Raw genomic sequence first — 18,463 nt, forward strand, 5'->3', positions numbered from 1 at the left:
ACACCCCCTCTGGGGGGAGTCACGCGAGACTCGCTCGCGCGGGCCCACGCGTGCGTAAGCGCCCATCACTGCAACCGCCTCCGTCCACCGTCGGCCAGCACACGCTCGACATGGTGGTCAGCTCGCTCTTCAGCGGCATCACGGACGGCCACGTCGTTACGGTCGCCGTCCGCGATGGCTTGCCTGACGGCGAAGAGGTGGGCACACGGGCCGTCGGAGTAGGTGAGGCCCTTGCACCGCTCGTGGCGTTCTCCGCTCTCGTGAAGCGTCCAGCAGTCGCCGTGCCAGTCATCGCCGTCTCGGCGGAGTGCCACCTCGTGGACGTCGTCGCTATCTTCGAAGGCAACGATGAACGGGCCGGTAAGTTCGACCGGGCCGATGGCGGCCTTACTCTCACGAGCACGTTCGGCGCTGCCGGAGCTGTCGACGTGACTCAGGAAGTCGAGGTCGTCGGTCATCGTCCCCACCCACAGTCGGGACAGTAGTCGGTCGGGAGCGTCGCACCGGGAACGCTGCCGCGGACGGTTCTGCCGCCGCAGTCCGGGCAGTACCGCATCATGCGGCACCACCGATTTCAGCTACGAGAATCGCATGAGGGCGCGACCCACCGCTATGAGTCGTGTTCCACTCACGATTTTGCCCCGTCTGAGAACTGCGGAAATCGAAGTAGGGCGTGCGGTTGGCTGTCTGTCCGGAATCGACGGGAGAAGTAGTCCGCCCTCCCCGATTTGAACGGGGGACAAGTCGATCTACAGTCGACTGCTCTACCAGTCTGAGCTAAGGGCGGGCTCGCACTCGAATCAAGTCGACTGTCGGACTTAACGGTTATCATCCCGACTCGTGGGACGGCGTGCGTCACACGCGGGAGACAGTGGGAGACACGGCACGCGTCCGACAGACACTCGTCAGACACGGCGGGAAGATTGAAATACTCGCGTTCGTAACCGGTAGCCGAGAGATGAGTAAGATAACGTTCCGGGCGGACGACGACCTCATCCGCCAGCTCGAGGAGTTCGACGCCTCCAAGAGCGAGGTGATGCGGGAGGCCCTCCGGGAGTATCTCGGGGAGGCCGAGCCGACCGGGACGAGCGGCAGCGCGTCCACGTCGACCCCGTCGGACGCGGAGACGCTCGACGACGTGCTCGCCGAGCGGATCGACCAGCTCATCGCAGAGCGCCTGGACCGCGCGTATGCACCGCGTAAACCCCAGGATGTGAACGTTAACATCAGCCTAGACGCCGAATCGGGGAGCGCGTCCGTCACCCAGGAGGAGGAGCGTAAGACAGCCGACCCCGAGCGTGAAAACGCGTCGGACGCGGAGCCCCGCGCGTGTAAACAGTGTGGCGAGAACCTGGAGCCCTCTGCCGTTTACTGCGCCAACTGCGGGGAGAAAGCGTCCCACAGAGTGTTCTGCGAGTGCGGCGACGAGCTCCGCTCGGACTGGGGGTTCTGCCCCGGCTGCGGCCGTCGGACCCCCGCAGCGGACGTCCTGGGCGACACGTAAGACGCCGTTTTCGACCGTTTCAGGCCCAGTAGGCACGTCTTACTGGATTCGTCTTACGCCGTATGCAAACCTTTATAATCCCCCGGTCTGTGAATACTTCTGCGTAAGACGGCCGTCTTACAGCACGGGTCAGACATAATACGACCCGACGCCTCCCGGCGTTTTCGTGCTGTAAGACGAGCATGCGGGTGTGCACCGCACGCCGTCTTACTCGAAAACCAACAGGGGAAATCAACAATGGAGCGTGTGACACTACGGATTCCGAAGCAGCAGATCGAGGAAGTCGAGCGAATGGTCGATACGGGAGAGTTCCCGAACCGGTCGGAGGCGATCCGGTCGGCCGTCCGCGAGATGATCAACGAACAGAGTGAGGGGCGCGACCACGAGAAGCGCCGCCCGTGGGCGAAGGTCTAAGCGATGCAGGACCTCGTCAACTCCGCACTCGAAAACGCGGAGAAAGAAAAACGCGACCTCGAAGAGTCGACCGGCGACGCCGGTGAGTTCGGCGATCCGCGGATCGCCATCATCGGCTGTGGTGGTGCCGGCAACAACACCGTCAACCGCCTGTACAACATCGGCGTCGACGGTGCCGACACCATCGCCATCAACACCGACAAACAGCACCTGCAGATGATCGAGGCGGACACCAAGATCCTCGTCGGCAAGTCCCTCACGCAGGGGCTCGGCGCGGGTGGTGACCCCTCGATGGGCGAGCGCGCCACGGAGATGGCGCAGGGTACCATCAAGGAGGTCCTCGGCGACGCCGACCTCGTGTTCGTCACCGCCGGCATGGGTGGCGGGACGGGCACCGGCGCCGCGCCGGTCGTCTCGAAGATCGCCAAGGAGCAGGGCGCCATCGTCGTGGGCATGGTCTCGACGCCGTTCAACGTCGAGCGCGCCCGGACGGTGAAGGCCGAAGAGGGCCTCGAGAAGCTCCGCAACGAAGCGGACTCGATCATCGTCCTCGACAACAATCGACTGCTGGACTACGTCCCCAACCTGCCCATCGGCAAGGCGTTCTCGGTCATGGACCAGATCATCGCCGAGACCGTCAAGGGCATCTCCGAGACCATCACCCAGCCGTCGCTCATCAACCTCGACTACGCCGACATGACCTCTATCATGGGGCAGGGCGGCGTCGCGGTGATGCTCGTCGGCGAGACCCAGGACAAGAACAAGACGCAGGAGGTGGTGAAGGACGCGATGAACCACCCGCTGCTCGACGTCGACTACCGCGGTGCGACCGGTGGCCTCGTCCACATCACCGGCGGCCCCGACCTCACGCTGAAAGAGGCCGAGGGCATCGCCCAGAACATCACGGAGCGCCTCGAGGCCTCCGCGAACGTCATCTGGGGCGCGCGCATCCAGGACGAGTACAAGGGCAAGGTGCGGGTCATGGCCATCATGACCGGCGTCCAGTCCGCCCAGATCCTCGGCCCGACGACCCAGAAGCAGGCCGACGCCGCGCGACAGGCGAACCCGGACCAGTTCGAGACCGAGGAGTTCCAGGGATCGAAGACCCACGGCACGAGCGACTCGGGGAGCTACTCCACCGGCCAGACGGACGGTGGCCGCTCCTCGCTCGAGAAGAACAACGGCCTCGACGTTATCCGATAGGTCAGAAATCGTATCATTCTTTTTATCGTGTCGTATTGTGTTTTTAGCGTGAGCTGTCTTACTATCTAATCTGATACATTGGGCGTCAGCCAGCCGTGCGCCACGTGTAATACACGCGGCTGACGCTCGGCTGACAGTCGTGAGCGGGTCACGGACACAACGCAGCAACAGCACGTCCAGTGGCGGCGAGCCGCGTCAGCGATACGGGCGCGGGTCGGGGAGGAGCGTCGCGGCGAGTCGAGGGAGCGCCGCGACGGCGACGGTGCCGAGGCCGGCGAGCAGGACGACGACCACGGCCAGGCCGACCAGGCCGCCGATGGCCCCGGCGACGAACCCACCGACGACACCCAGGAGGAGCATCGTCAGGCTGTAGTAGAGCACGCGGAACACGACCGTCGAGACGCGCCAGTTCGGCCATGGGGGGTCGGCGTCGACCCATCGGCTTCGCGCGGTGACCCCGACGGTGACGACGAGGAGACTGACGAGCGCGGCGAACGAGACGTCGGCCGGCCGGTAGCCGCTGTTGACGAGCACGACGAGTCCGGGCAGCGAGAGGAACAGGACCTCTGCGCCGCCCGAGGAGAGGTCGTCCACCCGCTGCCACAGGCCGGTGGGCTCGTCGCGCGGTCGGAGTTCCCGCTCGTCGTGGTTCGGCGACGGTCCGTGCACACTCCGAGATAGGGACGACGGGGTGAAAAACGGGTAGGACGCCGATCAGTCAGCGAGTTCGCCACCGACCGCATCCACGAGGTAGCACTTCCGGCAGACCTCGCGGTTCGTGGGCGCCCCACACCGGTCACACTCGCCGAGGTCGGGCCCACCTTCCCGGAACTGCTCGCTCGCCACCCGCGCCAGTTCCTCGTAGCCGGCCATAATGGAGTGGCGCGTCCCGGGATGGTTCTCCTCGAGTTTGAGGAGCAGTTCCTGAATCTCCCCACGGTAGGCCTCGCTCGCGTGGGGGCACTCGGTGATATGCGCGGGGAGGTCCTCGAGGTGCGCGTACAGCGCGACCTCCTTCTCGGGGACGTCGCGGAGTGGTTTCGCACGGGGGACGAACGTCTCCTGGTCGCTTCGGTCCTCGAACGCGCCGAGCGACGCGTCGAAATGTTTCGCGACCTGGTTTACGTCACCTTCGAGGAAGTTCATCAGCGCGGTCTGCGCCTCGTCGTCGAGGTTGTGCCCCGTGAGCATCTTGTCCGCACCCAGTTCCGCGGCGTAGCGCTCGAGGAGGTCGCGCCGGAACACCCCGCAGTACGCACAGGGAGCCATCTCCTCGGGGTCGTCCTCGACGACCTCGTCCATCCGCACCCCGAACTCCTCCTCGTAGGTGACGAGTTCGTGGCGGATGCCGAGGGTCTCGGCGAGTTCGACACACGCCTCGACGCTCGCGTCGCGGTAGCCCTCGATGCCCTCGTGGATGGTGAGTGCGACGAGTTCGATGCGTGGGTCCTGCTCGAAGACGTCGTACAGAATCTGCGTGAGGACGACGCTGTCCTTCCCGCCCGAGAGCCCGATGACCCACGTGTCCGGGTCGTCGGGGGTGGCGTCCTCGGGGACGAGCCCGTCCTCGCGGATGCGGCGCCGGACCCGCTTCTCCACCGAGCGGGTGAAACAGCTCCCGCACATGTGGAGCCCGGAGTAGGCGGCGTGCATCACCGCCTCGTCGCCGCACTTGTCGCAGTCCATACCTCCGGGTGTGGGCCCCGCGGGGAAAACTCGCTCGCTACTCCATCGAGCCGTAGACGACACCGTCCCGGAACGCTTCTTATCTGGGGTCGAGACTGCCAGTCCATGTTCGACCGACTCCGCCGGCTCTACGTCCGGCTCTGGCGCGCCGGGTTCAACCTCTTTCCCGCCTATCGTGGCACGGGCGGGCGCGTCACCCACATCGAACCGAACTGGTCGCGCATCGAGGTGGAGCTCCCGCTGAACTGGCGCACCCGCAACTACGTCGGGACCATCTTCGGCGGCTCGATGTACGGCTGTGTCGACCCCCTCTACATGCTGATGCTCATCAAGCGGCTCGGCGACGGCTACACGGTGTGGGACAAGGCTGCGGCGATTCGGTTCAGGAAACCCGGCGAGGAGACGCTGTACGCCACCTTCGAGTTGCCCGACGCGGAAGTGCGAGCGATTCGGGAGGAGCTGGAGCCGGGCGAGTCGCTCGACCGCGAGTACGAGGTCGACCTCGTGGACGAGGACGGCGTCGTCCACGCCGAAGTCGAGAAGACGCTGTACGTCCGCCGCGACGAGTGAGCTTTTCCCTACTGCCTCCCAACCCTCGTCAATGACCGAGGGGCTTGCCCGGGACCGTGCGGTCGAGCGCGTCGAGGAGATCGTCGAGACCGTCGAGACGGAGCCGATGCCTGTCCCCGTTCGCGAGGTGTGGGTGTACGGCGACATCGCCCTCGGCGTCGACCCGGTGCCGCGCGTGAACGTCTACGTCACGAAGGACCTGCTGTTCAAGGACGCCCCCGACCGCGAAGCCGAGTTCGAGGAATCGCACGGCATCAAGGGCGTCGGTAAGACCGTCGCGGCGGCGTGGGCCGACGAGCACCCCGAGTTCCTGCGCGCGAACCGCAACGGCCACGCCGCCCCCGAGAAGTGTCTCGCCGCCCACCTCCTCCGCGACGACGAACCCATCCACCTCGAAGTGTGCAACACCGGCTTCGAGAACAACGTCACTCAGCGACTGAAGGGAGCCATCGCCCGCGAGGACTACACCCAGATTCTCGACCCCCGCGGCGCCCTGCTGTGGGCGGACACCGAAGACGGCGGCCAGCGCAGCGAAGACGCCATGCAGAAGCTCCGGGACAACGAGTTCGTCTTCCCCACGCTGTCCGCGTCGCTGGAGATGCTGGGGATGGACGAGGAGGAGGCGACGGTCGCCGCCGAGGCGGTCCACGAGTACCGTGCCGCACAGACGGGCGCGACCGTTCGCGGCGACGTGGTCTGAGACGAGTCACAGGGCGGGAGGACAGAAAGCGCGTCGCGGGAACAGGTGAGCGCGACGGTCCGAGCGCCCGAGTCAGGGGCCTCGTCGTCGCGCGCCGTCGAGGTGGGTGCCAGACCCCGAGGGCAGAGAGCCGAGGCCGGCAACCGGGACGGAGAGAGTCACCGCGGTGCCAGCGGTGATGCAGCGGGCTGCCAGCCTCGACCGTGAGGTGGTGAGCGCCCTACTAAGCCGTTCTCCGAACTCTCACCCAAATTCATTCACGTCGGCTCAGTCGAGCGAGACGTACGTGAGGAACGCCAGCGCGAGGAACTGGAACGCGCGCATCGCGACGACCGCCGTCTGGACGGTCGAGCCCATCCCGTAGAGCGCCTCGGCGCTGAAGAAGAAGTAGACGGCGAGGGCGTTCTCGACGAGGAGCGCGAGCGCGAACGCGACGAGCCCGAGCGTCAGCCGGGAGCCGAACGTCCGATAGTTCCGAAACCAGACGCTCACGAGGACGACGAGCAGGAGCCCGTTGAGTCCCGAGAGGACGGTCGCGGCCAGCTGTGTGGTTCCCATCGCCATGGTCAGATGTTGTCGGTGATACGTTCGAACGCCTCGCGGTGGCGTTCGAACCGGTCGGTCAGGAAGTAGAGCTTCCCGTAGTCGGCGCCGCCGGTCTCGACGACGTCGTGGTCAAGTAGCATATCCAGGTGGTGTCGTACGGTGTTGTAGTCCACGTCCAGTGCCTCTGCGAGTTGGTTGGCGTTGCGGGGACGCTCGTCCAACAGCCGGATGATGCGCGCGCGGTTCACTCCGCCGCGCGTCCCGGCCAGTAGATACCACAACGCCTTCTCCATTTGTGCGGGTGTTAGGTCGACGGGCGCCTACAAAGTGGTTCGCCCGAGAGGGCAGCGGTCAGCGGGTGGTTCGTCTGCGGTGTCGCCCGAGTCGTAGTGGGCGACACGGAGATAAGACGGTTTTTCAAACAGCGGTCGGAGTCCCTCCGAACTGTGTCTAGAATTCGGCGCTCGCGTCCGGGGGCTCGTTACTCCCCGACGCCGTCCGTACGGCTCGCGACGCTCGCCGTTCGATTGTTGGAGACGCTCCCCCTGGTCGCGTCCCCCTACGTCTCGCGGGTCGCTTCGCTCCCCGCTCGACTGACGGTGGTCTCGCTCCGCTCGACCACCCTACTCCCCGAACCCGTCTTCGAACACGAACGTCCCGTTCCGCTGGACGACCTCGCCGTCCACCTCGATGAACGAGTCCTCGCTCATGTCCACGATCATGTCCGTGTGCACGGCAGAGTCGTTCCGCTCGTTCTCCTCGCCCACCGTGTCCTCGTAGGCCATCCCGATGGCCATGTGGACGGTGTCGCCCATCTTCTCGTCGAACAGCATGTTGTACGTGAACCGGTCGATGTCACGGTTCATCCCGATACCGAGTTCGCCGAGGTAGCGCGACCCCTCGTCGGTGTCGAGCAGCGCGGTCAGCACCTCCTCGTTCTTTTCAGCCGAGTGTTCGACGACCGTCCCGCCCTCGAAGACGAGGCGCGCACCGTTCACCTCGCGGCCCTGCGCCATCACGGGCTTGTCGAACAGCACCTCACCCTCGACGGTCTCGTGGACCGGCGCGGTGAACACCTCCCCGCCGGGCATGTTGTGCTCGCCGTAGTCGTTCTTCACGATGTTGCCGGCGATGCTCATCGTCACGTCCGTGGTGTCGCCCGACTTGATGCGGACCTCGTCAGCGTCTTCGAGGATGTCGACGAGCTGTTGCTGGTGTTCCTTCACCGCGTCCCAGTCCTTGTTGACGGCGCTCCAGACGAAGTCCTCGTACGCCGCGGTGGACATCTCGGCTTTCTGGGCACCCGAGGGCGTCGGGAACTGCGTGGCGTTCCAGCGCTTCTCGAGATACTCCTTCTGGAGCGGCTTGTTCTCTGCGGACTGTTTCTGATTCTTCGCGGGCGGGATGTCGCTCGATTCGGTCATGTTCTCCTGCCCGCGGATGCTGATGAACACGTCGGCCTGCTCGACTTCGGCCAGGAACATCTCGTTGAGCGCGATGTCCTCCTCGTCGATGGCGCACATGTAGGCACGACGGGCGCGCTCGCTCTGCATCGCGGTCGAGGTGACGGCACCACGCTCACCGCACAGTTCGGAGATAGCGATGACGAGATCCTCGGCCGCCGGCTGCGCCTTGATGATGACGTTGTCGCCCTGCTCGATCTTCGTGCTGTGGTCGACGACGACCTCTGCCTGCTCACGGATTCGGGGGTCCATAGCACGTGTCGGGCCACCGGTCACTTAACGTTCTGCCGAACGGGGTTTCTGTTTGGAGTCAGGAAGGTCGTTGCATCTCGACGACCCGGCCGCGGCCGTCGAGCGTCACCCGCAGGGTGTCATCGCCCTCCGAGAGGTCGAACCGGAGCCGGTAGGGGTCGGTCGAGACCACCGTCGCCTCGCCGTGTCCGTCGGTGTCGACCCCGCGGCCGTCGAGCGCGACCGACACCGCCCACGGCCGCTCGTGGTGGACGTCGACGCCGTGGTCGCGGTAGAACGCGACCACCTCCGGCGCGAGCACGAGGTACGTGCCGGCGCTCGCGGTGAACCCCTCGCCACACGCCGCACACTGGGCTTCGAACACGTGCATGTCGCCGCCACCGAAGTCGGCAGTCGTCGGCGTCGTCTCCAGCGGACTGAAACACTCCGGACACCGGCCGGTCATCGCGAACTCGATGCGCTGGTACGTCCGCAGTGCCGCGACTTCGAGGAGGGTCGCCATGTCCATCGTCCCGGCCGCCCCCGGCGGGAACCCCGTGACGAACAGGTCGTGGCCCTCGTCGCACCGGACGACGAGGTCGCCGTCGTCGTAGCTGGCGGTGACGGCCGCCCCGCAGAGCACGCAGTCGTCGTCGAGCGGCTCCGGAGCCTTCTGCTCGGCGTCGGTGTAGGTGCCTGCGATGACCGCGGCGACGATCGCCCGCCCGGCGTACGAGAGGTCGTAACCGTCGTCGCTCTTCTCGACGAACGTCCCGACGAGCTTCCCGAGGTGGTAGTTGAACCGCCCGGAGTCGTCGATCGCGGTGTCGTGTCGGAGCGTCGAGAACGCCAGCGGCGTCCGCCCCTCGCGGCGAGCGGCGACGAGCGACTGGAGGATGTCCATGCGGGGTTCGGCGGCCAGCAACTCGAACGCGTCGGCGGGGCTGACGCGGTCCATGCCCCGTCCAGCGCCGCCCGCGACAAAAGCGTTCGCCGATGCCCGTTTCGGTTACCTGTCCGACACATCACCGACCGCGACGTAGAAGGGGACGACCTCGCGACGCTCGTAGCTGCCCGCTTGCACCTGGTCGACGACCTCGCGACCCATCTCCCGCCACGCCTCGCGCAGGCGGTCGAGGTCGGCCTCGCTTCCGGTCATCTCCCCACGACGAGAGCGGATGGCGTCGCCCCGGGCCTTCCGCCCGGCGGCTTCGAGGTCGGCCGCCGAGTAGGGCGCGGCGACGCGCTTCTCGTGGTCGCGTCGCCGGACCCGGACGTTCCGGAGTCCCACCTCGGTGAGGAGGGCGTCGAGCCGCGAGCCGAGTGCCACGTCGGTGTCGACGCCGGCGACGTAGCGCTCGCGAGCCTCGCGGGCGAGCCGCGACTCGGCGTCGACGGTCGACTCGACACGGACGGCGGCGTTGTCGGGTTCGACGGCCGCGACCGACTCGCGGGCGACCCGCGTGAACTCCCGAAGCGCCGCCTCGGGGTCGGGGAGGTTCACGAGCAAGGCCTGACAGACCACGAGGTCGAAACTGTCGTCGGGAAACGGCAGGGAGTAGGCGTCGGCACGGACCACGGGGAGGTCGAGGTGCGCGAGCAACTGGTGGTCGCGGTCCGCACCCACTACCCGACCGGGGCACGCCTCGGCGAGCACGCGGGTGAGTTCCCCCGAGCCACAGCCGACGTCGAGGACGCTCTCGCGCTCGGCCAACTGGAAGTCCGCGAGCGCGTCGGTGTCGGCCCACAGTCCCTCGCGCGTTCGTTCGAGGTAGTCGGCCGAGAAGCGGCGCATGGTCGGGGTTCGAGACGGGGGAAGAAAAGCGCGTCACTCTCCAGCCTTCAACAGCTCGCGCCAACGGGCCGTGTACCCGTGCCCCGCTCACGGGCCGAGTGCGCATGTCGTGCCGCAGCAGACGTTGGGTCGTGCTAGTAACCCTCAATACCGTGTCCGACCTATCCTCCGGCGATGTGAGTAGCGATGACAATCCAATCGAGTCAGACTGCACAGAGCGATTCGAAGTATCGAGTTCTCGTCCCCATCGACATGAACGAGGCCGACGCGCTCGCGCAGGCGCGGTACGTTGCGTCGCTCCCGGACGCCCCGTCGACCGTCGCGGTGACGCTCACTCACGTGCTCCACGGTGAAGAGCTCGACACCCCACCGGAACTCCAGAGTGCACAGCGGGTCGGCGCGGTGAAGCGCGCCCGCGAGTGGCTCGTCGACCACGGCATCGAAACCGAAATCCGAGACGTCGACCTCCTCTACCCCCTGAAAGACGGTATCATCAGCCTCGCCGAGACCATCGACGCCGACGCCATCGTGCTGTCCGGTCGGAAGCGAGGAGCGGTGGGGATGGCACTGTTCGGCAGCCAGACGCAAGCCGTCCTCCGGCACACGACGCGCCCCGTGGTCGTCGTTGACCCGGACGAGGAGTGAGTCCGTACCGTCACTCCCGTTCGCCCGTTCCGAGGCCTCGTTTCACTCGGCCTCGCAGAGTTCGCGAACCCGCTCACGGCTCACGCTGTTCGCCGCTCGACGTTCGGTCCGCTCACTCCTGATGGAGTTCGCGGACCCGCTCGATGTTCCACGCGAACGACTTCCCGTCCTCGGTGGGTGTCTCCAGCGCCATCGGAACCCCCTCCTCGACGGTACGGTTGACGAACGCCTTCATCCCGTCGTAGCCGATCTCGCCCTCGCCGATGTGGGCGTGTTCGTCCTTGTTCGTTCCACACTCGTGTTTCGAGTCGTTGAGGTGGACGTACGCGAGCTGGTCGAGCCCGACCACGTCGTCGAACTCCGCGAACGTCTCCGCCACACCCTCGGGCGTCGAGATGTCGTAGCCCGCCGCCCACGCGTGTGCGGTGTCGACGCAGAACTCCAGGTCGTGAGCCGTGTTCGACTGCACCTGCGCGAGGTGTTCGAACTGCCCGCCGAGCTTGGTGCCGGAGCCGGCGTCCGACTCGATGAGGATGGTCACGCCGTCGGGCACGTCGAGTTCGTCGAGCGCGTCGCCCGCGTTCGCGAGGCCGCCGTCGACGCCCGCGCCGGTGTGCGCCCCGAGGTGGACGTTCACGTAGGGGACGCCGAGGCGGTCGGCAGCGTCGAGTTCCTGCTGCATCGAGTCGACCGACTTCGCGCGGAGGTCCTCCTTCGGCGTACAGAGGTTGACGAGGTACGAGGAGTGGATCATCCACGGGCCGATGTCGTTGGCCTCGCTCGCCTCGCGGAACGCGTCGGCCTCGCTGTCCTCGATGCTGCCGTGGTCCCAGACCTGCGGCGAGTGGGTGAAGATCTGCCCGCAGTTCCCGCCGTACTCGACCTGCTCGTCGACGGCATTCGAAACGCCGCCCGCGATGGAGGTGTGGGCGCCCACACGGAGTTCGCTCATGTGCGTGCGGTGTTCTGGTGGGAGCAAAGGGGTGTCGAAACCGGGTGCGGTGGGTCACGGGCCCGGCAGGGGCTCGTCCGGCGTCTGCGGTCGTGAGACGCTCGGGAGAGACCCGATGGAACCTACCGGACGACCGTCACCGGCACGGGTGACCGGCGGACGACCTTCTCCGCGACGTTGCCGACGAACACCCGGTCGGCCAGCGACCCGCCGTGGCTCCCGATCACGACCGTATCGAACGCCTCGGCCCGGTCGACGATCGCCCGGGCCGGGTGCCCGGTCCTGACCTCGGTGGTGATCTCGACGTCGCGTTCGGCGGCGATGGCGCGAGCCCGGTCCAGCACCGGCTTCGCGTGGTCCTTCGCCGACTGGCCCGGGTCGTCCGCCAGCGCGATGGCCGTGGCGATTCCGAACATCGCCGACGGCTCACCGACGACTGCCAGCACCGTGACCGCCGCGTCCTCGTGGACGTCAAGGGCGTATCTGAGCGCTTGCTCCGACATCTCCGAGTCGTCCATCGCGACGAGGACACGGGATACCATGGGGGTGCTAGAGCGACGACGCGAATAAAGTCTCGTACGAGGGGCGTGGCCGGGACGAACGCTCACCAGACGAACGTGAACAGCACCCAGAACGTCGCGTACGCACCGATGGTCGAGAGCATCGGGACGAAGTTCTGCATCAGGACCACCCGTCCGGTCGTCGAGGGATCGAACAGGTCGGCAGCCCCCGGGATGTCTTCGGGGTCCTCCTCGCCGATGTCGGGGACTTCCTCCCCGGGTTCCTCGGCTGCGAGTGCTCCGACGGACACGTTCGTGTCCTCCTTACCCCGGATACCTTCCGTGACGGTCGTGGTCCGGGTCGCCCGCCCCCACCCGAGTCCCACGATCGACATCGTCGCGATGATCACGAACGATGCGGGGATGCCGATCGCCGACAGCCCGATGACGATCGCCGAGGCGACGACGGCGACGACGATCGCCGCCGTCAGCGGCAGTTCGGTGATGTCGCTGCCCATCGTAGCGAGCGTGCGCCGGGCGATCGTCAGCGCACCGACTGTGACAGCCGCGCCACCGAGCAGGATTAGCGGGTTCATGCCGAGTGCTCCCGCGCCGTACAGCGGCGCGATCGCGTTGGCGATGTTCGAGGTACCCGACGAGAACGCCATCAGACAGCCGATGGAGACCAGCACCGCCGCACCGACGAACTCACGCCGGCTCGTGTTCGGCCCCAGCACCGGTGTCGGGACGGTCCCCGAACGGTCGACCGCGACCAGTTTGCCGTCGCTGCTCGTGATCGCGACCCAGCGATTGATGGTCGGGTAGAGGTAGCGGCCGATCATCACCGACACCCAGAACCCGACGAGCGGGGAGACGATCCACCAGACCGCGATCTCGCCCATCACGACCCAGTTGAGTTCGCCTGCCGCGGCCCCCAGTCCGGCGATGGCCCCGACGGCAGTCATCGAGGTCGAGGCGGGCACGCCGGCGTAGTTCCCGACGAACAGCGCCCCGCCGATGAAGAACAGCACCACGATACTCGTCTCGAGTGTGAACACGCTGGAACTGTAGACGAGTTCGCCCCCGAGCGTCTCCACCACGCGCCGCCCGATGGTCCAGGCGCCGATGGCGAAGAAGATCGCCATCAGCACCCCTGCAGCGAGCTTCGAGAGCACGCCCGCACCTACGGCCGGGCCGAACGCCGGACCAGTCGTCGACCCCCCGATGTTGAACCCGACGAACAGCGTGACGACGAGCCCGATGGCGATGAGAACCTCGACCATCGTCAGCGTTCCCTGCCGAACGTCCCGTCCAGGGCACCCGGAACCAGACTGGACTCCCTCATTCGCTCTTGTCCTCCCTCGACCCGTTCGGTCGATCCTCCTCGTCGTCGGCAGCGGCTTCCTCTTCCGCCGTCGTCTGGACGACCTCCTCGTCAATCTCGTCCTTCCGTGGTCGCCTGTCGAGCCGCTCGTTCACCTCTTCGAGGTCGCCGATTATCGAGTTGATCTCCGCCGAGAGTGTCTCCTCGACGCTCTCGGTCACCTCCTGTGCGACCTTCTTCTCGACGTTCTCGGTCACCTCCTCGGTGACTTTGTCGCTGACATTCTCCGCCACCTCCTCGGTGACCTTGTCGCTGACATTCTCCGTCACCTCCTCCGTCACCTTGTCGCTGACACTCTCCGTCACCTCCTCCGTCACCTTGTCGCTGACATTCTCCGCCACCTCCTCGGTGACCTTGTCGCTGACACTCTCCGTCACCTCCTCCGTCACCTTGTCGCTGACACTCTCCGTCACCTCCTCCGTCACCTTGTCGCTGACACTCTCCGTCACCTCCTCCGTCACCTTGTCGCTGACACTCTCCGTCACCTCCTCCGTCACCTTGTCGCTGACACTCTCCGTCACCTCCTCCGTCATCCACTCGGGGTCGAACCGGGCCATCTTCCAGCCGACGTGGAAGATGTACGAGATGAGCGCACCCAGGCCGAACGCGATACCGATACCGGTACCGACGGAGACGATGAGCACGATCGCGACGAATATCAACAGACCGTACGCGACGTCGATCAGGAAGTCGACGCGGTTGGGATTCATCGACGCTCCCACCCCCCCGGTCCACACGATTCGTTCATGTCTACCGCATTTCGGCACTCTGGACAGTTAATATACCGCATTCGCCGGCACGAGTCGGCAGCACGCTCGGCCCGCAACCGTGTGTGAGCGTCACGCTGTCGGGTCCGTCCGCTCCAGGTTCCACGCGTCGCTGCGGTACTTCGCCTCCGCGAGCTCCTCGGCCCGCGCCCGTTCCTCGCTCGTCCACGATCCCTCCTCGGCGCCGGCCCACGCAGCCAGCTTCTCCTCGAGTTGGCGGACCGCGTGTTCCCGCGCGTAGTCGAACGAGTCCATCGGCCCGACGGTCTCCGAGGAGTAGTCCGGGTTCTCCCGACTCTTCGTCGCCTGCTCGTCGATGCCCGTGACGCGCGCGCGAAACTCTTCCTCCGAGACGTCGTGGCCCGCAAAGGACCGGAGATGCTGGTCGGCGTCGACGTGGAACGTGATGGAGCCGTGCTGGACGACCGCGTCGCGCTGGCGGTACTGCGCGTTCCCCGAGAGCTTCCGGCCGTCGCCCGCGACGATGTCGTGGGCCGGGTCGAGCGCCCGGAGGTAGCACGCGGGTTCGTAGATGGCCGGGGACTCTTCGTCGGCGAACCCGGCGTCGACGCCCAGTTCCTCGAACAGGTCGAACAGCGGCTCACAGAACTGGTCGTACGTCTCCTTCAGGTTCCCCGGCGTCTCCGCGGCGGGCGCGATGATGGAATAGGAGATGTCGCCGTAGGTGTCGTGGTAGATGCCGCCGCCGCCCGTGGGTCGGCGGACGACGTCGATGCCGTACTCCTCGACGTGCTCCCAGTTGACGGTCTCGGGGTCCTGCCGGTAGCCGAGCGAGAGCGTGCTCGGGAGCCACTGGTAGACGCGGACGGTGGCACGCCCCTCCTCGGCGGCAGTTCTGGCCGCAATCTCGTCCAGCGCCATCGCGGTCGCCCCGTCGATGATCTCCTCGCGGACGAGACGACACTCGTCGAAGCCGTCGGTGGTCATGCTCCGGAGTTACGCGGGCGGTAGGAAAGCGGTTGCGGCAGGCGAGACGACGGCGCGTAGGGCCAAGCAGAGGGGCGTGAGCCCCCGCTACTCCCTTCGACACACGGTTTCGAACACCTGCTCGTGCAGCTGGTCGGCGACGTGGTCCATCAGCTCGCGGAGGTGGACCGCGTCCTCGCGGTTGTACGACACCAGCGTCTCCAGCGCGCCGTCGACGCCGCGTTCGTGTTCGTGCCAGAGCCGCACCGCATCGCGCCCCGAGATGTCCGGGCGGTCGCGCTCGATGCCGATGTCTCCCTCGATGGCCTTCAGTCCGCCCGTCAGGTCCAGCCGCTTGCAGGGGTACATCGCGTCGACGTGCGGGGCGTCGACGTCGAGGTCGAACGACTGTTCGAGAAACGGCACGTCGAACGACGCGCCGTTGAACGTCACCAGGAGGGGCGCGTCGAGCTGGCGGGCGACCGCCTCGCGGGTGAGGTCGTCGCCCGCGACGAGCGTCGTAGTGTCGCCGTCCTGGTGGAACGAGACCGTCGTGACCTGGTCCCGGCTGGCGGAGAGCCCGGTCGTCTCGATGTCGAAGAACACCGCGTCGTCGCAGAAGTTCTCGTAGAGTCGCCACGCCTCGCTCCCCGGGAACTGCTCACCGAAGAACCGGGCGTTTCCCGAGTCGAGGTGTCGCCATCCCTCCTCGATGAACGTCTCGATGCGCTCTGCGGTCGTCGGCCCGACGAGCGACGGGTCGAACTCGTCCCAGTGGGTGACTCCCTGCTGCCAGAGCTTTCGCTCCGTCGCCTCCCCGACCCCACGCACGGGAATGAAACTGTTCTCGATTCGCACGGCCGTACTCGGCCAGCCGCCGGCTAAAACCCCTCGCTCCGCGCGGCGGCGTGAACGGCCACCGAGCGAATTCTATATCGCAGCATGGAGTTTATTACTGTGGAACGCCCGAGCACAGATTCGCCTGCAGTCGTGCGATTGTTGTCGGGAGAAGTCGGCTCGACAGGAAACAGTGGTGTCTCGCCGACTCAGACGACCACCACGTCGTCGCTCGGGTCGTACTCCATCTCGCGAGCGACGCGCTCGGCGATCTCGTCGTCGAACTCGCGAGCGACGAGATGGAACGCGAGGTCCAGCCCCGCAGTTACGCCTCCGGCGGTGAGCACGTGCCCGGCGTCCACGACCCGCGCGTCGCGCACGTCCGCACCCGCCGCCCGCAGGTCGTCGAGCGCCGAGTGGTGGGTGACAGCCGGAACGTCCGCCAGCACCCCGGCTTCCGCGAGCAGCATCCCCCCGGTACAGACCGACGCGAGTACCGCCTCGGAGTCGGCGAGCGCAGTCGGAAGTCGTCCGGACTCGGCCTCCGACCACGCACCCGGCCGGTCGCGGTCGTTCCAGCCCCCACCAGGAACGACCACGAACCCGGGAGTCGCGTCGCCGAATCGGCCATCGACCCCGACACGGAGACCGTGGCTAGCCGTCACGCCCTTGCCGTCGAGCGAGACCAGTCGGACCGATCCCTCGCCCGCGAACCGGCAGGCGTTCGCCAGTACCTCGTACGGACCGATGGCATCCAACTCGTCGAACCCCTCGAAGACCACGATTTCGACATCCATAGCACTGCTAACGCCCGATAGCCGGTTGAGTGTTGTGGAGCGGTCGAACGCCCATAAACACGATGTTGCGATACAAAATCGGCCACGAGCGGTCGGGCTCGGACACAGAACAGCACCAGGAGACGGGCCGAACCCGTCGATTACTGGCAATTCGCTACGTCACACCACCCGATTTCGGCTCGTACGCCTCGTACGCGCGGGTCTCGTGGAGATCGCGGAGCGTCTCGGCCACGTCGAACACGTCCTCGAACCCGGTGTAGAGGGGCGCAGGGGCGACCCGGACGACGTTCGGCGGGCGGAAGTCGACGACGCATCCCTCGTCTTTCAGCGCCTGCGTCAGCCGGTAGGCTTCGGGATGTTCGACGGCGACGTGTCCCCCGCGATGGACAGGGTCGCGGGGCGAGCCAACCGCGAAGGCGTTCGGAAGCTCGTCGACGAGCGCGACGAGGTACTCGGTGAGCGCGATCGACTTCTCACGGATCGCCTCGATGCCCGCCTCGTGGTGGATATCGAGCGCGCCGTCGAGGGGGGCGGCCGCGAGAACGGGGACCGTCCCGATCTGGAACGCACCGGCCGACTGCGCCGGGGTGAAGATGTGGTGCATCTCGAACTGCGTCGCCTTCTCGTGGCCCCACCACCCTGCGAGCGCGGGCGTCGCACCGACGTGCGACTCGTTACAGTAGAGCCCTGCGACCGCCCCGGGGCCGGCGTTGAGGTACTTGTAGTGACACCAGACGGCGAAATCCACGCCGTGGTCGGAGAGATCGTGCGGCACGACGCCGACCGAGTGGGCGAGGTCGAACCCTGCGTACGCGCCGTTCGCGTGGGCCGCCTCGGTCAGTCGCCCGATATCGAGCAGTTGGCCCGACCGGTAGAGGACGCTCGGCAGGAACAGCACGTCCACGTCCTCGGTTTCGAGGGCTGCCTCGACGTCGGCCTCGTCGATGGTTCGGCCATCACGCGATTCGACCACCGTCAGGTGGTCGTCGGGATCGAGCCCCCGCTGGCGGAGCTGCGCGCGGATGGCGTAATGGTCCGTCGGGAAGTCGAGGTCGTCGACGAGCACGGTCCCCCGTTCCTCGGGCGGGGCACCCGGTTCGCTCGCCATATCGAGAAACGTGCCGACGAGCGTGTGGATGTTGACCGTCGTCGACCCGGTAACGACGACTTCGTCGTCTCTTGCCCCGACCAGCGGAGCGACCTTGGTCCCGAGGCGCTCGCCGTAGTGGAACCAGTCGGGGTCGGCTTCCGTCCACCCTTCGACCGCGTGCTCGCGCCACTGGTCGACGACACGGTCGAGGGCTGCCTCGCTCTCCTCGGATAGTGGGCCGAGCGAGTTGCCGTCCATGTAGGTCCCGGGCACCGAGAATCGGTCGCGAAATCGGGAGAGGGCGTCGGCGTCGTCCGCCTCGCGTGCGCTCGCGCGAGTCGTGTCGGGAACGTCCATATCGCTGCGTTGGCCGCCAGCCTCAAAGAGGGGCCGGAAGCCTGAATAAACCAGATGTTGCGATACGAAATCCCCCCAGTCGTGCTGGTGGCGGC

General features: G+C 66.6%; 22 protein-coding genes and 1 tRNA gene. 6 read left to right on the forward strand and 17 right to left on the reverse strand.

The window, feature by feature from the left end:
- Window positions 1-65: 65 nt before the first annotated feature.
- Entirely contained in the window at window positions 66-458 is a 393-nt protein-coding gene (locus NL126_RS06055; RefSeq protein ID WP_255198026.1) for a hypothetical protein, read from the reverse strand.
- 255 nt (window positions 459-713) lie between these two features.
- Window positions 714-787: transfer RNA gene (locus tag NL126_RS06060), tRNA-Tyr, on the reverse strand.
- 171 nt (window positions 788-958) lie between these two features.
- On the opposite strand from NL126_RS06060, the gene NL126_RS06065 reads away from it, so the two are divergent.
- From NL126_RS06065 to ftsZ, 3 genes are all read left to right on the forward strand, one after another.
- Window positions 959-1,504, forward strand: coding sequence for a double zinc ribbon domain-containing protein (locus tag NL126_RS06065; protein WP_255198897.1), 546 nt, complete (start codon window positions 959-961; stop codon window positions 1,502-1,504).
- A gap of 237 nt (window positions 1,505-1,741) precedes the next feature.
- Window positions 1,742-1,918, forward strand: a complete 177-nt coding sequence (gene cdrS, locus NL126_RS06070) for a transcriptional regulator CdrS (protein ID WP_255198027.1) — start codon at window positions 1,742-1,744, stop codon at window positions 1,916-1,918.
- Between the two features lie 3 nt (window positions 1,919-1,921).
- Window positions 1,922-3,121: a cell division protein FtsZ gene (gene ftsZ / locus NL126_RS06075; protein WP_255198028.1), complete on the forward strand. Its 1,200-nt coding sequence runs from the start codon at window positions 1,922-1,924 to the stop codon at window positions 3,119-3,121.
- Between the two features lie 195 nt (window positions 3,122-3,316).
- On the opposite strand, the gene NL126_RS06080 is transcribed toward ftsZ, so the two are convergent.
- Together NL126_RS06080 and ncsA are read right to left on the reverse strand one after the other, a co-directional pair.
- A complete protein-coding gene (locus NL126_RS06080) occupies window positions 3,317-3,790 on the reverse strand; it encodes a DUF8215 family protein (RefSeq protein ID WP_255198029.1) in 474 nt (157 codons plus the stop codon).
- 45 nt (window positions 3,791-3,835) lie between these two features.
- Entirely contained in the window at window positions 3,836-4,807 is a 972-nt protein-coding gene (gene ncsA, locus NL126_RS06085) for a tRNA 2-thiolation protein NcsA (protein WP_255198030.1), read from the reverse strand.
- A gap of 105 nt (window positions 4,808-4,912) precedes the next feature.
- Here ncsA and NL126_RS06090 point away from each other — a divergent pair, with 105 nt between their 5' ends.
- Both NL126_RS06090 and NL126_RS06095 read left to right on the forward strand, forming a co-directional pair.
- A complete protein-coding gene (locus NL126_RS06090) occupies window positions 4,913-5,377 on the forward strand; it encodes a DUF4442 domain-containing protein (protein WP_255198031.1) in 465 nt (154 codons plus the stop codon).
- Window positions 5,378-5,408: 31 nt separating this feature from the next.
- Complete coding sequence (locus tag NL126_RS06095) at window positions 5,409-6,077, forward strand: DUF7095 family protein (protein WP_255198032.1); 669 nt, start codon at window positions 5,409-5,411, stop codon at window positions 6,075-6,077.
- 267 nt (window positions 6,078-6,344) lie between these two features.
- Here the strand turns inward: NL126_RS06095 and NL126_RS06100 are convergent, their stop codons facing one another.
- From NL126_RS06100 to NL126_RS06120, 5 genes are all read right to left on the reverse strand, one after another.
- Entirely contained in the window at window positions 6,345-6,641 is a 297-nt protein-coding gene (locus NL126_RS06100) for a DUF8036 family membrane protein (protein ID WP_255198033.1), read from the reverse strand.
- Between the two features lie 2 nt (window positions 6,642-6,643).
- Window positions 6,644-6,916, reverse strand: a complete 273-nt coding sequence (locus NL126_RS06105) for a winged helix-turn-helix domain-containing protein (protein WP_255198034.1) — start codon at window positions 6,914-6,916, stop codon at window positions 6,644-6,646.
- Between the two features lie 330 nt (window positions 6,917-7,246).
- Window positions 7,247-8,338 (reverse strand): aminopeptidase, encoded by a 1,092-nt coding sequence (locus NL126_RS06110; RefSeq protein WP_255198035.1) that lies wholly within the window; start codon window positions 8,336-8,338, stop codon window positions 7,247-7,249.
- A 58-nt stretch (window positions 8,339-8,396) separates the two neighbouring features.
- Window positions 8,397-9,275, reverse strand: a complete 879-nt coding sequence (locus NL126_RS06115) for a DUF7351 domain-containing protein (RefSeq protein WP_255198036.1) — start codon at window positions 9,273-9,275, stop codon at window positions 8,397-8,399.
- A 51-nt stretch (window positions 9,276-9,326) separates the two neighbouring features.
- Window positions 9,327-10,112 carry a class I SAM-dependent methyltransferase gene (locus tag NL126_RS06120; RefSeq protein WP_255198037.1) on the reverse strand — a complete coding sequence of 262 codons (786 nt, stop codon included), beginning with the start codon at window positions 10,110-10,112 and terminating at the stop codon, window positions 9,327-9,329.
- A gap of 186 nt (window positions 10,113-10,298) precedes the next feature.
- On the opposite strand from NL126_RS06120, the gene NL126_RS06125 reads away from it, so the two are divergent.
- On the forward strand, window positions 10,299-10,757 hold the full coding sequence (locus NL126_RS06125) for a universal stress protein (RefSeq protein ID WP_255198038.1): 459 nt from the start codon (window positions 10,299-10,301) through the stop codon (window positions 10,755-10,757).
- Between the two features lie 112 nt (window positions 10,758-10,869).
- Here the strand turns inward: NL126_RS06125 and NL126_RS06130 are convergent, their stop codons facing one another.
- From NL126_RS06130 to kynU, 8 genes are all read right to left on the reverse strand, one after another.
- Window positions 10,870-11,709: a deoxyribonuclease IV gene (locus NL126_RS06130; RefSeq protein ID WP_255198039.1), complete on the reverse strand. Its 840-nt coding sequence runs from the start codon at window positions 11,707-11,709 to the stop codon at window positions 10,870-10,872.
- Between the two features lie 122 nt (window positions 11,710-11,831).
- Window positions 11,832-12,251: a universal stress protein gene (locus NL126_RS06135; protein ID WP_255198040.1), complete on the reverse strand. Its 420-nt coding sequence runs from the start codon at window positions 12,249-12,251 to the stop codon at window positions 11,832-11,834.
- 62 nt (window positions 12,252-12,313) lie between these two features.
- The gene (locus NL126_RS06140) at window positions 12,314-13,492 is read right to left on the reverse strand and encodes an inorganic phosphate transporter (protein WP_255198041.1); all 1,179 of its coding nucleotides are present in this window, start codon (window positions 13,490-13,492) and stop codon (window positions 12,314-12,316) included.
- 58 nt (window positions 13,493-13,550) lie between these two features.
- Entirely contained in the window at window positions 13,551-14,303 is a 753-nt protein-coding gene (locus NL126_RS06145; RefSeq protein WP_255198042.1) for a hypothetical protein, read from the reverse strand.
- A 129-nt stretch (window positions 14,304-14,432) separates the two neighbouring features.
- Entirely contained in the window at window positions 14,433-15,308 is an 876-nt protein-coding gene (locus NL126_RS06150; protein ID WP_255198043.1) for a lipoate--protein ligase family protein, read from the reverse strand.
- 87 nt (window positions 15,309-15,395) lie between these two features.
- Window positions 15,396-16,145 carry a ribonuclease H-like domain-containing protein gene (locus tag NL126_RS06155; protein WP_255198044.1) on the reverse strand — a complete coding sequence of 250 codons (750 nt, stop codon included), beginning with the start codon at window positions 16,143-16,145 and terminating at the stop codon, window positions 15,396-15,398.
- Window positions 16,146-16,333: 188 nt separating this feature from the next.
- Window positions 16,334-16,921, reverse strand: a complete 588-nt coding sequence (locus tag NL126_RS06160; RefSeq protein ID WP_255198045.1) for a DJ-1/PfpI family protein — start codon at window positions 16,919-16,921, stop codon at window positions 16,334-16,336.
- Between the two features lie 154 nt (window positions 16,922-17,075).
- Entirely contained in the window at window positions 17,076-18,368 is a 1,293-nt protein-coding gene (kynU, locus tag NL126_RS06165) for a kynureninase (protein WP_255198046.1), read from the reverse strand.
- Window positions 18,369-18,463 lie beyond the last annotated feature (95 nt).

The sequence above is a fragment of the Halorarius litoreus genome, from assembly GCF_024362405.1.
Taxonomy (GTDB): Archaea; Halobacteriota; Halobacteria; order Halobacteriales; family Haloarculaceae; genus Halorarius; species Halorarius litoreus.

What these genes read in the sequence shown, in the direction of transcription:
- NL126_RS06055 (WP_255198026.1), bottom strand. Translation starts at nt 458, where the DNA reads ATGACCGACGACCTCGACTTCCTGAGTCACGTCGACAGCTCCGGCAGC.
- NL126_RS06065 (WP_255198897.1), top strand. Translation starts at nt 959, where the DNA reads ATGAGTAAGATAACGTTCCGGGCGGACGACGACCTCATCCGCCAGCTC.
- cdrS (WP_255198027.1), top strand. Translation starts at nt 1,742, where the DNA reads ATGGAGCGTGTGACACTACGGATTCCGAAGCAGCAGATCGAGGAAGTC.
- ftsZ (WP_255198028.1), top strand. Translation starts at nt 1,922, where the DNA reads ATGCAGGACCTCGTCAACTCCGCACTCGAAAACGCGGAGAAAGAAAAA.
- ncsA (WP_255198030.1), bottom strand. Translation starts at nt 4,807, where the DNA reads ATGGACTGCGACAAGTGCGGCGACGAGGCGGTGATGCACGCCGCCTAC.
- NL126_RS06090 (WP_255198031.1), top strand. Translation starts at nt 4,913, where the DNA reads ATGTTCGACCGACTCCGCCGGCTCTACGTCCGGCTCTGGCGCGCCGGG.
- NL126_RS06095 (WP_255198032.1), top strand. Translation starts at nt 5,409, where the DNA reads ATGACCGAGGGGCTTGCCCGGGACCGTGCGGTCGAGCGCGTCGAGGAG.
- NL126_RS06100 (WP_255198033.1), bottom strand. Translation starts at nt 6,641, where the DNA reads ATGGCGATGGGAACCACACAGCTGGCCGCGACCGTCCTCTCGGGACTC.
- NL126_RS06105 (WP_255198034.1), bottom strand. Translation starts at nt 6,916, where the DNA reads ATGGAGAAGGCGTTGTGGTATCTACTGGCCGGGACGCGCGGCGGAGTG.
- NL126_RS06110 (WP_255198035.1), bottom strand. Translation starts at nt 8,338, where the DNA reads ATGGACCCCCGAATCCGTGAGCAGGCAGAGGTCGTCGTCGACCACAGC.
- NL126_RS06115 (WP_255198036.1), bottom strand. Translation starts at nt 9,275, where the DNA reads ATGGACCGCGTCAGCCCCGCCGACGCGTTCGAGTTGCTGGCCGCCGAA.
- NL126_RS06120 (WP_255198037.1), bottom strand. Translation starts at nt 10,112, where the DNA reads ATGCGCCGCTTCTCGGCCGACTACCTCGAACGAACGCGCGAGGGACTG.
- NL126_RS06125 (WP_255198038.1), top strand. Translation starts at nt 10,299, where the DNA reads ATGACAATCCAATCGAGTCAGACTGCACAGAGCGATTCGAAGTATCGA.
- NL126_RS06130 (WP_255198039.1), bottom strand. Translation starts at nt 11,709, where the DNA reads ATGAGCGAACTCCGTGTGGGCGCCCACACCTCCATCGCGGGCGGCGTT.
- NL126_RS06135 (WP_255198040.1), bottom strand. Translation starts at nt 12,251, where the DNA reads ATGGTATCCCGTGTCCTCGTCGCGATGGACGACTCGGAGATGTCGGAG.
- NL126_RS06140 (WP_255198041.1), bottom strand. Translation starts at nt 13,492, where the DNA reads ATGGTCGAGGTTCTCATCGCCATCGGGCTCGTCGTCACGCTGTTCGTC.
- NL126_RS06145 (WP_255198042.1), bottom strand. Translation starts at nt 14,303, where the DNA reads ATGAATCCCAACCGCGTCGACTTCCTGATCGACGTCGCGTACGGTCTG.
- NL126_RS06150 (WP_255198043.1), bottom strand. Translation starts at nt 15,308, where the DNA reads ATGACCACCGACGGCTTCGACGAGTGTCGTCTCGTCCGCGAGGAGATC.
- NL126_RS06160 (WP_255198045.1), bottom strand. Translation starts at nt 16,921, where the DNA reads ATGGATGTCGAAATCGTGGTCTTCGAGGGGTTCGACGAGTTGGATGCC.
- kynU (WP_255198046.1), bottom strand. Translation starts at nt 18,368, where the DNA reads ATGGACGTTCCCGACACGACTCGCGCGAGCGCACGCGAGGCGGACGAC.